Origin of the sequence: Acutalibacter muris, from assembly GCF_002201475.1 — a bacterium.
GTDB lineage: Bacteria > Bacillota > Clostridia > Oscillospirales > Acutalibacteraceae > Acutalibacter > Acutalibacter muris.
Map to the genome: position 1 here is coordinate 453376 of NZ_CP021422.1, position 13201 is coordinate 466576.

Sequence of the window (13201 nt, forward strand, 5' to 3'; positions counted from 1 at the left end):
CGACCTCCGTTTTTATTGGTTTCTCATTCATTTACCAGCAGGGTTTGGGGTTCTTCCCGGTAGAAAAGGCTGTCCGCCCGGCGGTTCTCGTCGAAGGAGCTGTTGTACTGCAAAATGGAGTATTCCCGCAGCTTCCGGGATACGTCCGGGGGACGGTGGCTGCCGGAGACAAAGAAGTAACCTTTGCTGTCCATAACGCCTATATCAGTGACCACGGGGACGTCTTGGCGAAGCTCCTCAAGGTAGTTTGTGTAGGGCGTACCCTCTATGTCCGCCGCACGCAGCAGAAGCCCCGAGAGATAGTTAAGGCTGACGGCCTCTATCTCCTGCCCCTCAAGGGGATAATTGGCCCAGATGAAAAAGGGCACCCGGTACATATCGGTGGTGGCGTTATAGCCCTTGAGTACGGCGCGGTTGAAGCCCTCCTCCAGCTTCGGCCAGTGGTCCCCGAAGAACAGCACCACCACAGGCTCGTCGATATCCTCAAAATAGTCCAGAAGATACTCTATGGCGCTGTCGGACTCCTTTGTCAGGCTCAGATACTGCTCGGCCCTGGGCCATGCGCCTTCAAAGCCCTCCACCTGCACGGTGGTCTCGTAGTTCTCGTCCTCATAGCCGCCGTGGTTCTGGATGGTCACGTTAAAGAGGAACAGGGGCGTGTCTCCCAGCTCCCGCCAGTATTCATACTCATAGATAAGCTGCTCATAGCAGGAGCGGTCGCTGGTGAGCCGGTGCTCGAAGGAGCGGGGCACGTCGAATATTGCAGCGTCCATAAACTCGTCGAAGCCCAGGTGCGGGTACGCGTCGATGCGCTCCCAGGCCTTGCGGTCCCCGGGGTGTATGGCCACGGTGTGGTAGCCGTGGCTTTTTAAAGTGTGGGCAAGGCTCTGCTGGGGAGAGTCGATATACTGCTGATAGGGCTTGCTCCCGGCGGGCAGAAAGGCCATGGAGTTGCCGGTGAGGAACTCGTACTCGCTGTTGCAGGTATTGCCGCCGTACACGGAGGAGTAGGCCGTGCCCCAGATGATGTCGCCGCTCCTTTGAAGCCGGTGTATATTGGGCATATTGTCCGGCGTGAACTCCAGGGTCCCCAGGGCGCCGAAGTCGGTCATAGACTCGTTCATTATGGCTATGACCGTGGGCTTGCCCCCGGGCTCGCCCAAGGGCGCGGGGGAGGGGATATCCTCCAGCCTGCCGGACAGCGCCGACACCGCCCGGGCGGAGTAGCCGTCGGGGGTATCCACCATCATATACTGGGCGTTGGCGAAGAAGCTGGCGGCGATGCCTATAAGCTCTGAGCTGCCCTTCTGGTTCCAGGCCCACACGGAGATATCCAGATAGGAAAGGCCGTTTAAGGGGAACAGGGTGATGGCCAGAAGGCCGGAGATGGACAGGGCCGCCAGCCGCTCGGCAATGTGAAAGCGCCGGGAGGCGTGGGGTGCGTCCTGGGGCGCCACCTTTACGCAGAAGGCCACCGTGCATATGTAGTACAGCGCGCCCACGGCCATCTTGCGGGTAGGGACGTACTCATAGCCCCCGGACACCGTCAGGGCCGTGCCGAAGGAGGTTAAGTCCCAGGGCAGTATGGGCTGGCCCCGGAACTGCACCACAAAGTAGTTGGCTATCCCAAAGGTCAGCGAGGCCGCACCGCCGATTGCCACCGCCGCCCAGGGACGGCGGGTCAGGGCATAGGCGAGGGCGAAGACCAAAAGATAGCAAAGGTAGTTCGCAAGCCATTTTCGTCCGCTGAACTGCCATATCTTCGTGCCGTTTATCACGTCCACCACCACAAAGGTGCTAAGGGGCAGCAATAAAACCAGCAGCCAGCCGATGGCCTGCCTTGCGGCCCCGGGCAAGTCAAACTGCAAAAGGCATATCCCGGTGGCAAGGGCGCCCAGCCCGCTGAAGGTCAGCACGTACCACCAGCAGAGCCTCTGCTGGCCCGAAGCGTCCTCCTCCAGGGCGAGGGGCCATTCAAGGATAAAAAATACTGCCGAAGCCAACAGTACCGCCCCGGCAGCAAAGAAATTACCGCGGCTTGGGTTCAGCCGCAGGAAGCGCTTTTCTTTCATAGGGCAATTTCTCCGTTATTTGTTAAAATACGCCACAATAGCGTCCGCGATCCGCTTGCTTGCAAAGCCGTCCCCATAGGGGTTGCTGGCCCGCGCCATGCGCTCATATTCCGCCTTGTCCGTCAGCAGCTCCTTCACCATGCCATAGATGGTCTCCTCGTCCGTGCCCGCCAGCTTCAAAGTCCCGGCCGCCAGCCCCTCGGGCCGCTCCGTGGTATCTCTAAGCACGATAACGGGCTTGCCCAGGGAGGGGGCCTCCTCCTGTATGCCGCCGCTGTCCGTCAGGATAAGGTACGACCTGGAGAGCAGGTTGTGAAACTCCACCACCTCCATGGGCTCGCAGAGCCGCACCCGGTCAAAGCCTCCCAGCTCCTCCTTTGCAGCCCTTTGTACCAACGGGTTCAGGTGCACCGGGTACACGGCCTTTGTGTCGGGGAATTCCTCCATCACCCGGCGTATGGCCCGGAACATCCTGTGCATGGGCTCGCCCAGGTTCTCCCGCCGGTGGGCGGTTATAACAATAAGCCTTGAGCTCGCCGCCCAGTCCAGCATGGGGTCGGAAAAGTCCTCACGCACGGTGGTTTGCAGCGCGTCTATGGCCGTGTTCCCGGTGACGACGATGGACGCCGGGTCCTTGCCCTCACAGAGCAGGTTCTGCCGGCTCTGCTGTGTGGGGGCGAAGTGCAGGTCCGTGACGCAGCCAACAAATTGCCGGTTCATCTCCTCAGGGTAGGGCGAATACTTGTCATGGGTGCGAAGCCCCGCTTCAACGTGCCCCACCGCCGTTTGGCAGTAGTACGCGGCCAAAGCTCCGGCGAAGGTGGTGGTGGTATCACCGTGGACCAGCACCATATCGGGCTTTTCCTCTGTTATTACGCCCTCAAGGCCCTTCAGGACCCGGGCGGTGATATCCGACAGTGTCTGGCCCGGCTTCATTATGTCCAGGTCGTGCTCGGGCACGATGGAAAAGGCGGAAAGCACCTGATCCAGCATCTGCCGGTGCTGGGCGGTGACGCAGACTACCGTCTCGAACTCCGGGCGGGAGCGCAGCTCCTTTACCAGGGGCGCCATCTTGATGGTCTCAGGGCGGGTGCCGAAGACCAGCATTACTTTAATTTTATTCATACTGTCCTCCTTTAGAACAGGGGTCTATGGCCTGGCTTTCCGCACCTCGCGCAGAAATTTAACATTATTGTTCCAGAACCGCCCCAGCCTTTGGGGCTCCTTGGCAATGCGGTAGAGCCACTCGGTGTTGGTCTTCACAAAGAACTGGGGAGCGCGCTTCTTGCTGCCGCTGAGCACGTCGAAGGAGCCGCCTACGCCCACCAGCACTCCCCTTGTGAACTTCGGCAGGTGACGGTATATTAAAAGCTCCTGGGCGGGCACGCCCAACCCCACCAGCACCAGGTCCGGGGCCAGGGCCGCGATCTCGTCGAAGATAACGTCCTTGTCGCCGTCATAGCCGTTATGGTAATTGACGGTGATATCCGGGTGCTCGGCCCTCAGCTTTTCTGCAAGGGCCGAAACGACTTCTTCCTTGGCACCCAAAAGATAGACGCTCTTACCGTTCTCGCCTGCGGCCTTTAAAAGGTGCGCGGCCAGGTCCACGCCGGTTATGCGCTCTGAGGCTTCACACCCCAAGGTGTTCATGGCCTTTACAACGCTTATGCCGTCGGGGATTATCTCCGCGTCCGGGGACAGCAGGAGCTTTTTTATTTTTGGGTCCCGGTCCGCGTGCATGATTATCTCGGGGTTGGCGGTGACGGTGAAAAGCCGCTCTCCGCTGAGCAGGGCCTTTTCGGCCCGCTCAAAGTATGACCGGGCACTGCCGCCGTACACCCTTTTAAGGTACTCATTTACCGCCATTTTCCTCCTCCTTTTCCCCGGGCTTTCTGTCACGTTCCCGGCCGTTGTCAAAGTCGTAGAGTTCCTCCTTATGGAAGGCCTCGGTGCTCTCGGAGGCCTTCAGAAACACGGTGATGGTCTGGAAGATAAGCTTGAAGTCCCGCCATATGCTGTAGTTCTCAATATACATCAGATCCATCACCAGCTTGTCCTTCGGCGAGGTATTGTACTTGCCGGATATCTGGGCAAGGCCCGTAAGCCCCGCCTTCATACGCAGGCGGTAGGAGAACTCGGGGAGCTCCTCGGTGTACTTCTCCACGTTTTCAAGCATTTCGGGCCGGGGGCCCACCACGGTCATGTCGCCGTATAAAATGTTCAGCAGCTGTGGCAGCTCGTCAAGGCGGAATTTTCTGAGCACCTTACCCACCCGGGTAATGCGGTCGTCGTTCTCGGTGACGGATTTATGGACGGAGTTTTCCTCCTTCATGGTGCGGAACTTGTATACCTCAAAGACCCGTCCGTATTTTGTAAGCCGCTTCTGCTTATAGAACACCTTGCCGCCGTCGTCCAGCTTGATGGCAATGGCGCAGCCCAGCATGATGGGGCTTGTGACGATAAGGCCCACAAGGGATACCGCAAGGTCCGTCAGGCGCTTGACTATCCGCTGCTCCATGGTCAGGTCCTTGGCCGTGTACATTACCAGGGACTTGTCGTCCAGGGTCACGTACTTGGCCCCCTGGCTCACCACGTCTATAGTCTCGAAGTTATAGTATATGTTTTTCTGAGTCTGATAGCAAAAGGAGATAAGGTCGTTGCGCTCCTTTATGGGCACATCATAGAGGAACACGGTGTTGCTCCTGAGTATAACGTCCAGTATATTCGGGTCGTCATAGCGGATTATCTCGTCTATCTCGTACTGCTTTTTAAAGCGCTGTACCTTGGGGATAATGTTCCCAAGGCTCTGGCGGGAGGAGGAGATGACACAGCACCTCTCCGGCGGCTCCAGGGAGAAATAGACGTAGTTGCCAAAGTAGGCGAAGAATACGATGACCAGTATCTGCAAGGCCATCACCAGCAGCAGAAGATGGGGGGTCTCATAGACAAAGTGGTCGTTGTTCTTCTCGCTGGTGTTCATTATGGAGAGCTGCAAATGGGTAACAAGGTCCGTCATGATAGTGGCAAGGGCCATGGAGTGGACGATGGGTTTCGACTTCGTGGAGCCGATGGAGTAGCCGCCGTATACGGACATAAGGGCTATGCCCAGCACCACGAAGGTCACCATGGTGACCCCGGTGGTGCGGGACAGGTTAAAGAGCCAGGGGTTATTTATGCCGAATATGCCGAAGAATATGCCGAACAGTGAAGCGAACAGGGCCAGCTTCAGTATAAAGACCACGGTGCGCTTCAGCTTTTTTATCATACTGTGCATAGTGTCACCTTCCGAAATAATTGGTCGTCAGAGATTTCTGTTTCAGAAAGTATAGCACATACTTCCGAAAAATGCAAATCAGCCTTCCAGCCAGTCCGCCACCTGTTTTGCGGCGGTGCCGTCCTCTTTAATACCCAGCTCCCTCGAGAAGCGTTCCGTCCGCTCCCGCTGAGCCCCCCCATCAAATCCCAATATTATCTCCTCAAGCCCATCGTTATCTTCGGCCCGGGCAAAGGGGAGCGTGTCCAGATCAAAGTAAAAATTGCGGTCGTCCTTATAGGCCGCCAGATCGTTCACGTAAAGAAAGCAGGGCCGGCCGGTGTTCATATAGTCGAACATCACCGAGGAGTAGTCGGTGATAAGAGCGTCACAGGCCAGGTACAGCTCCTGGATATCAGGATAGGCCGAGGCGTTCACCACATACCGGGGGTCAAGGCTCAGCTCCCCGGCCTTGTCCGCTACATTGGGGTGCAGCTTTGCGAGTATCAGCCAGTCGCCGCCAAAACGCCTTGAAAGGGCGCCGCACACCCGCTTATAGTCCATGTCGTATACCGAGAGCCCCAGATCCCGGCGGAAGGTGGGCGCGTACAGGGCCAGGTTCTTTCCTTCGGGCAGCCTTAGCTCCCGGCGCACCTTCTCCAGAGAGGGGCCCGGGGGCCCGAACAGCATATCGTTGCGTGGAAAGCCGCATTCCAATACCTCCCCGCCATACCAGAAGGCCCGGCGGTATATCTGTGTCAGAAAGGCGCTGTTGGAGAGAAACAGGTCGCACATCAGAGAGTCTTTCCTGGCGGCCCGCACGTATTCCGCATCAAGGGCGGACTCCGCGTCCCCCTCGATGCGTTTTAAGGGAAAGCCGTGCCAGGTTTGAACATAGCGCTGAGAGGTACGCTTATAGAGCCGGCCCCATTTGCGGCAGTTGTCCACCCATACCGCGGCGGTGCACATATGGTATATTGCCGCCGTGCTGCCTATGGTGAGCGGCTTTATCCCCCCTGGGAGGCTTTCGGCCTCCTTTGGCCCCTTTACCAGCCAGTACACTTTCCAACCACGATTTAACAGTTCCTCCGCGATGGCCCTGGGGCTGTCGGAGAACCCCCGGCCGGCGTAGCTTTCACAGACCGCCTTTCTCTGATCCTTGGGCAGAAGGGAGAGGGCCGGGCATATTATATTCCGCCAGATACGGTTTATAAGGCTGTTCATTTCTTACCCTCCCCATCAGGGCTTTGGAGCAGTCTGCGGTTTTTTATTATCACTGCCAGCCGGAACAGCAGTATGGAAAACTCCGTCACTGAGGACAGTATGCACAGGGCAGGCAGGCTGATACCTACGGTTTTATAGCATACCCATGCGCCTATAAGATATATCACCGTGCCGAAGCCAGTGGATATATTGGCGTATTTCGCAAGGCCCATGGCCCCAAGGGTGGGGTAGCCCAGCACATAGTTGGGGAAACAGAACACCGCCACGGGTATCATCAGCCGCAGGGGCAGCACCACGTCCCTGCCCTCGGGCCCCAGCCACAGGGTCAGGAGGGGCTCGGCAAAGGCGAACACAAAGGCGCAGCCCAGGAGTATCACCGGGTAGATGAACAGCAGGGCCTTTTTGACGATGCTGAAATTCCTGTGCTTCATCATATGGGGGTAAAGGCTGTCGGCGATGGGGGACATACCGTTCCTTGCGGCCTGTATCACCGTGTCGGCGCTGGTGTAAAGGCCGGTGGCCATGTCCGGGTTTGTATATATGCTAAGGCTGGCGTCGGGCATGGCGTGCTTTAAAAGCAGACCGTTAAGGTTCGAGTTGATGGAGGCGGCCATGCGGGACAGCAGGAACTGGGAGGAGTCCTTTATTTCCACCCACACCTCCCGGAGGCTCACCCGGGTGAAGCCAACGCCCACCCGGCTGCGCAGGTGCCAGTACACAAAGGCCAGGGCCCCAAGGTTCCCTATGGCCGTGCAGAGGGGGCAGAGGTAGAAATCCTCGGGCCTTTGCACCAGCACGAAGGTCAGGGCTGTGGCCACAAATTTTATAGCCACGGCGCGTATGGTGATGGCCGACATCTGCTCAAGGCCCCGGTACATATAGTCCGGCAGCATGGTGGCCGCCACGCAGGACAGAAGGAAGAAATAGTATGCCAGCACCTCCCCGGTCCCGGTGAGCTTGGGCACGATGAAGACGGTCAGCACCACGGCGGAGATTAGGGTAAAGATGACCTTCGCCGCCACAACGCAGGAGAGTATCCGGGAGAGCTCCTGCTTATCCTCTCGCCTTGCCGAAATCTTGGCCGTGGCCGAGAGCAGAAAGCCGAAGTCCAAAAATATGAGGAAGAAGTTGGCCGTGTACTGGGCCGCGCCCAAAAGCCCCACCAGCTCCACCCCCAGCACACGCATCTTGTACCCCTGGGTCAGCATACCCAGGGCCATGTTGGAGAACTGCAATATATACAGCATTACCGTGTTCTCCAGCAGGCTGTGGCGCTGGCGGGACCGCCATTTTTCTCTGAGGTTCAATGCTTTCACACCTTCTTTGATTGGAAGTTTACCCCTTCAGCTTGAAGATCAAGTGCAGAAGAGATATCATGCGCCGCTCCAAAAGCTTTAGGGCAATACGCTGGTTGCGGGTAAAGCGGTCCAGGTATATGTCCTCCTGATAGTCGGGAAACTCCCTTTTAACGTACTGGTAAAATTCCCCGATAAGCGGGTGCCGCCGGTCCTGGCGGAGCACCCGGACCGAGGCAGTCAGGTACACGTGGGACACCGCCAGGTGCATAAGCTCCTTGCGGTACTCCTCAAAAAGCCCGTGCTCCCTGTACCAGGAGAGCACATCCTCAAAGGCGTCGATTATCTCCCGGTTGCGAGACAGGTTCACATTGTTCATTATGGAGCCGCTGCGCTGGAAATAGTTATAGCCCACATAATCAATATAGACCACCGAGCTGCAGCCGGGCAGGAGTTTCGTGGTGGTGCGGAGGTCCTCATACCAGACCTTCGGGGGATAGCGCACGCCGGTCCTTTTAAACAGCTCCGTCTTATAAAGCTTATTGCAGGCGCTGGGGGCGATTATCAGCAGGTCCTTTTGCTTTTTGGGGTCCAGGGGGACGTTCCCGGGAAGGGCCTCGTGGAACTCCGCCAGGGTGTTCCCGTTCTCCTCCACCGAGCGGAAAGCGAAAACGGCCATGTCCGCTTCGGTATCTTCGGCGGCTTTAAGGGCCCGCTCCACGGTCTCCGGCTCCAGCCAGTCATCGCTGTCCGGGAAGATTATCCACTGCCCCCGGGCGTTTTCTATGCCGGTGTTCCTGGCCCCCCCAAGGCCCCGGTTTTCCTGGTGTATGACCCTTACCCGGGGGTCCCGCTCGCACAGCTTATCGCACAGGGCCCCGCTGCCATCGGTGGAGCCGTCGTCTATAAAGAGGAGCTCCAGGTCCCTCTCTGTCTGGGACAGTATGGACCCCGCGCACTTCTCAAGATATTTCTCCACATTGTACACCGGCACGGCCACAGTGACCTTTGGCATGGGCTGTCCCTCCGTTTTTCATTATTTTTCATATACAGGATTATATTATAACCACTTTGGGCCCGGTTGTCAAATTTTGGGGGCGGAGTCCAAGGCGCGGCATTTTTAAAAATATAGTTGCAATGGCAACTATATAGGTGTATAATAGGGGCATAGTGAAATTTCCCGCAAAGGAGACCGCACCCCATGAGAATGATATTCCGCTATCTTCGGCCCTTCGTGCCCCGCATGAGCCTGGGGCTTACCATCAAGTTCATAGGCTCGGTTATGGACCTTCTGCTGCCCTGGATACTCTCGTACATGATAGACGAGGTGGCCCCTTCGGGGGAGATGGGCCGCATAGCCCTATGGGGCGCGGCCATGGTGGGCGCGGCGGTGATGGCCTGGGTGACCAACATACTCGCCAACCGCATGGCCGCCTGGGTGGCCCAGCACACCACGGAGAAGATACGCCACGACCTGTTCGAGAAGATATCCGGGCTCTCCTGCGGCCAGGTGGACACCTACGGCATACCGTCTTTAGAGGCCAGGCTCACCACCGATACATATAATGTGCACCAGATGCTGGGCATGATGCAGCGCATTGGCATACGCGCCCCTATCCTTCTGATTGGCGGTATACTCATAACCCTTACCCTGGACCCGGTGCTGACTCTGGTGTTGGTGTGTACGCTGCCCTTTATCGGTATTTTAGTGTACAGCGTCTCCAAAAAGGGCGTGCCCATGTATACGGAGCTCCAGCGGAGCGTGGACGGAATGGTGCGCACGGTGCGGGAGACCATCTCCGGCATACGGGTCATAAAAGCCCTCTCAAAGGTGGACTATGAGCGCGAGCGCTTCGCCGGGGTGAACGAGGGCGTGTCGGAAAAGGAGACCCGGGCCGGGACCACAATGGCCCTGACTAACCCTCTGATGAACCTGTTTCTAAACGTGGGGCTCACAGCCGTCATCATAGTGGGGGCCTTCCGGGTAAACGCCGGGCTCACCCAGCCGGGAAAAATAATTGCGTTTCTCAGCTATTTCACCATAATTCTGAACGCGATGATGGCAATGACAAGGATATTCGTGTCCTTTTCCCGCAGCTCCGCCAGCGGGGACCGCATAGCGGAGATACTGTCCGCCCCCAAGGACCTGGCGGTGGAACCGGCGGAAAGGGAGGACTCCCCTTATCATGTGGAGTTTGAAAAGGTGACGTTCTCCTATAATAAGACCGACGCGAACGTGGAGGATATCAGCTTCCGGCTTAAAAGGGGCGAGACCCTGGGCATTATCGGGGCCACGGGCTGCGGCAAGTCCACGCTCATAAACCTTCTCATGCGGCTTTACGACTGCGACAGCGGCAGGATAGCCATAGACGGCCGGCCGGTCAGCTCCCTCCCCGAGGAGGAGCTGCACACGAAGTTCGGGGTGGTGTTCCAGAACGACGCGCTTTTTGCCGACACCCTCCGGGAGAACATCGACTTCGGACGGGGGCTTTCGGAGGCGGAGATAGAGAAGGCCGCAAAGTGCGCTCAGGCCATGGAGTTTATCTCCGGCCTGCCCGAGGGCTTCGGCCATATGCTTACATCAAAGGGCACAAACCTCTCCGGCGGGCAGAAGCAGCGGGTGCTGGTAGCCAGGGCCCTGGCCGGGACCCCGGAGATACTTGTGCTGGACGACTCCTCCTCGGCCCTGGACTATAAGACCGACGCGGCCCTTCGAAAGGGTCTTCGGGAGGAGTACGCCGGGATAACCACGGTGATAATCGCCCAACGGGTCAGCTCTATACTCCACGCGGACCATATCCTTGTGCTGGACGAGGGCCGGGAGCTGGGGTATGGGACCCATGAGGAATTATTGGAGTCCTGCGAAGTATACAGAGAGATAGCCACGTCACAGATGGGAGAGGGGAGGAAGGACTAATGCCGCCAAGATTCATGCCGAGGGGGCCCATTGAAAAGCCCAGGGACCGCAAGAAGGTGCTCCTGCGCCTATGGTCCTACATATACGCCCACAAGCTCATGGCCCTGGGGGCCGTGCTGCTGACCGTGGGCAGCAACCTCTTAGCCCTGCTGGGGCCCTACCTCTCGGGCCGGGCCATAGACGCTATCGGGCTTACAAAGGGCGGGGTGGACTTTAGGAGCGTTTTTTTCTACTGCGGGCTCATGGTGGCTTTCTATGCCGCATCCGCCGGGCTCAGCTATGGGCTGTCCATACTGATGATACATCTGAGCCAGAAGATAGTCCGGGAGATGCGCCAGCAGGTCTTTGACCGGCTGACCCTTCTGCCGGTGAAATACTTTGACGGGCACCAGACCGGGGATATCGTCAGCCATATCTCCTATGATATTGACACGGTGAACGCGTCGCTGTCAAACGACCTTTTACAGATAGCCGCCAGCGCCATAACCGTTTTTGGCTCCCTTATCATGATGATAGCCATATCGCCAATGCTGGTACTGGTGTTCGTGGTGACCATACCCATGTCCGTGCTGTTCACCAGGTACATGACAAAAAAGGTGCGGCCCTTATTCCACAAGCGCTCGGTGATGCTGGGCCAGCTCAACGGCTTTGTGGAGGAGGTCATAAGCGGCCAGAAGACCACCAAGGCCTATCACCAGGAGCGGACACAGATAGGCCGCTTTGACAAAAGGAACAAGGAGGCTGTGGACGCTTATTATAATGCCGAATATTACGGTGCCATGACAGGGCCCTCGGTGAACTTCATCAACAACCTCTCCCTGGCCTTTATAAGCGTGTTCGGCTCCATACTGTTTCTCTTGCAGAGGATCTCCATAGGCGATCTCTCCAGCTTCGTGCTCTATTCCCGCAGGTTTTCCGGACCGATAAACGAGATGGCCAACATCGTCAGCGAGCTGCAGTCCGCCTGCGCCGCCGCCGAGCGGGTCTTTGATTTGATGGACCAGCCCACCGAGCCCGAGGATAAGCCGGGGGCGGCGGAGCTCTCCCGGGTGGACGGGGACGTTAGGATGGAACACGTGGGCTTCGGCTATGAGAAGGACAAGGAGATAATCCACGACCTGAGCCTGCACGCCCCTCCCGGGGGGCTTACCGCCATCGTCGGCCCCACCGGCGCTGGAAAGACCACGCTGATAAACCTCTTAATGCGCTTTTACGACCCGGACCGGGGGGAGATAACCCTGGACGGCCGGGACATTCAGGATATAACCAGAAAGAGCCTGCGGCTCTCCTATGCCATGGTGCTCCAGGACACCTGGCTCTTTACCGGGACAATATTCGAGAACCTGGCCTACGGCAGGAGGGACGCCAGACGCGAGGACGTGGAGGCCGCGGCCAAGGCGGCGCGGATACACAGGTACATAATGGCTCTGCCCAAGGGCTATGACACCCTCCTGGACGAGAACGGCATAAACATCTCCCAAGGACAGAAGCAGCTCTTAACTATAGCCCGGGCCATGCTGCTGGACGCTAAAATGCTCATTCTGGACGAGGCCACCTCCAACGTGGACACCCGCACCGAGCAGCAAATACAGGCGGCCATGCGCACGCTGATGAGGGACAAGACCTGCTTTGTTATCGCCCACCGGCTGTCCACCATCCAGAACGCCAACAATATCCTGGTGGTCCGGGACGGGGATATTGTAGAGCAGGGCACCCATAGGGAGCTCATGGAGAAAAACGGCTTCTACGCGGCGCTTTACCAGTCGCAGTTCCAATAAAGCAATAAGCAGGAAAGCCCCTCTGGGTTCATCCAGAGGGGCTTTCCATTACCATCGTCTACAAGTCAGCTTACGGAAACTCCCTGGGGGGCATGGTGCCCACAGAGGGCTCGGGGCCCTGGGCGGCGGCCTTGGCGGCCTCATCGTTGGGGCCGCCCTCCTGGGGGATCGGCTCCGGCTCGGGCTCGCTTATAAGCTTCGCTCCGCAGGTGCTGCAAAAAACGTCCGTATTGCTGCAATGCTTGCCACAGGTGGGACAGACGGTCTTGTTCTGCTTGTCGGTGAGCTCCTTGTTGATGGCAAAGAGCTGCTCCTGCAGCCCGTCCAGCTCCGCCATCTTGCCCATGGCTTCGGGGTCGGCAGCAAGGGCCTCGCGGCTGTTCTCATATACATACTGGCCCAGCGTCTGATACCGCTTGGTTATCTCGGCGTTGACCTCGGCCACGCCCACGCGCAGCTTGGAGACGTCCACAATCTGGCCGGCCTTGCGGCCTACCGCTTCCGCGACGGATTTCGCGTTGATTACCACATCGTCTAAAATGCCCATGATAAAGTCCTCCTTTTTATTCTGAGTGGTCCTGCCTTTCGTTCACGTACATATTATAGCAACTCTCAAAGCGAAAGTAAAGCGGGTTTTTCTTTCTAAATCATTAAAAATTCTT

At 57.7% G+C, this 13201-nt stretch carries 10 protein-coding genes; 2 read left to right on the forward strand and 8 right to left on the reverse strand.

All coding sequences use genetic code 11. From position 1 onward, the window contains the following. Window positions 1-23 precede the first annotated feature (23 nt). The 7 genes from ADH66_RS02220 to ADH66_RS02250 all read right to left on the reverse strand — a co-directional run bounded on the left by ADH66_RS02220 (window position 24) and on the right by ADH66_RS02250 (window position 8859). Complete coding sequence (locus tag ADH66_RS02220; protein ID WP_066536234.1) at window positions 24-2072, reverse strand: LTA synthase family protein; 2049 nt, start codon at window positions 2070-2072, stop codon at window positions 24-26. A gap of 15 nt (window positions 2073-2087) precedes the next feature. Further along, window positions 2088-3197 carry a non-hydrolyzing UDP-N-acetylglucosamine 2-epimerase gene (wecB, locus tag ADH66_RS02225; protein WP_066536229.1) on the reverse strand — a complete coding sequence of 370 codons (1110 nt, stop codon included), beginning with the start codon at window positions 3195-3197 and terminating at the stop codon, window positions 2088-2090. 24 nt (window positions 3198-3221) lie between these two features. Continuing rightward, window positions 3222-3938, reverse strand: coding sequence for a WecB/TagA/CpsF family glycosyltransferase (locus ADH66_RS02230; RefSeq protein WP_066536227.1), 717 nt, complete (start codon window positions 3936-3938; stop codon window positions 3222-3224). Continuing rightward, complete coding sequence (locus ADH66_RS02235; protein ID WP_066536221.1) at window positions 3925-5346, reverse strand: sugar transferase; 1422 nt, start codon at window positions 5344-5346, stop codon at window positions 3925-3927. Before ADH66_RS02235 ends, ADH66_RS02230 begins: the two co-directional genes overlap by 14 nt. Before the next feature lie 78 nt (window positions 5347-5424). Further along, on the reverse strand, window positions 5425-6549 hold the full coding sequence (locus ADH66_RS02240) for a CDP-glycerol glycerophosphotransferase family protein (RefSeq protein WP_066536218.1): 1125 nt from the start codon (window positions 6547-6549) through the stop codon (window positions 5425-5427). Further along, entirely contained in the window at window positions 6546-7865 is a 1320-nt protein-coding gene (locus ADH66_RS02245) for an oligosaccharide flippase family protein (RefSeq protein WP_207653023.1), read from the reverse strand. Before ADH66_RS02245 ends, ADH66_RS02240 begins: the two co-directional genes overlap by 4 nt. A 19-nt stretch (window positions 7866-7884) precedes the next feature. Next, the gene (locus tag ADH66_RS02250) at window positions 7885-8859 is read right to left on the reverse strand and encodes a glycosyltransferase family 2 protein (RefSeq protein ID WP_066536214.1); all 975 of its coding nucleotides are present in this window, start codon (window positions 8857-8859) and stop codon (window positions 7885-7887) included. 186 nt (window positions 8860-9045) lie between these two features. On the opposite strand from ADH66_RS02250, the gene ADH66_RS02255 reads away from it, so the two are divergent. Together ADH66_RS02255 and ADH66_RS02260 are read left to right on the forward strand one after the other, a co-directional pair. Continuing rightward, on the forward strand, window positions 9046-10761 hold the full coding sequence (locus ADH66_RS02255) for an ABC transporter ATP-binding protein (RefSeq protein ID WP_066536207.1): 1716 nt from the start codon (window positions 9046-9048) through the stop codon (window positions 10759-10761). Beyond that, the gene (locus ADH66_RS02260; RefSeq protein ID WP_201448062.1) at window positions 10761-12539 is read left to right on the forward strand and encodes an ABC transporter ATP-binding protein; all 1779 of its coding nucleotides are present in this window, start codon (window positions 10761-10763) and stop codon (window positions 12537-12539) included. The genes ADH66_RS02255 and ADH66_RS02260 overlap by 1 nt, the downstream gene beginning before the upstream one ends. Window positions 12540-12609: 70 nt before the next feature. Here the strand turns inward: ADH66_RS02260 and ADH66_RS20485 are convergent, their stop codons facing one another. Continuing rightward, window positions 12610-13086 carry a zinc ribbon domain-containing protein gene (locus tag ADH66_RS20485; protein ID WP_066536202.1) on the reverse strand — a complete coding sequence of 159 codons (477 nt, stop codon included), beginning with the start codon at window positions 13084-13086 and terminating at the stop codon, window positions 12610-12612. Between the last annotated feature and the right edge of the window lie 115 nt (window positions 13087-13201).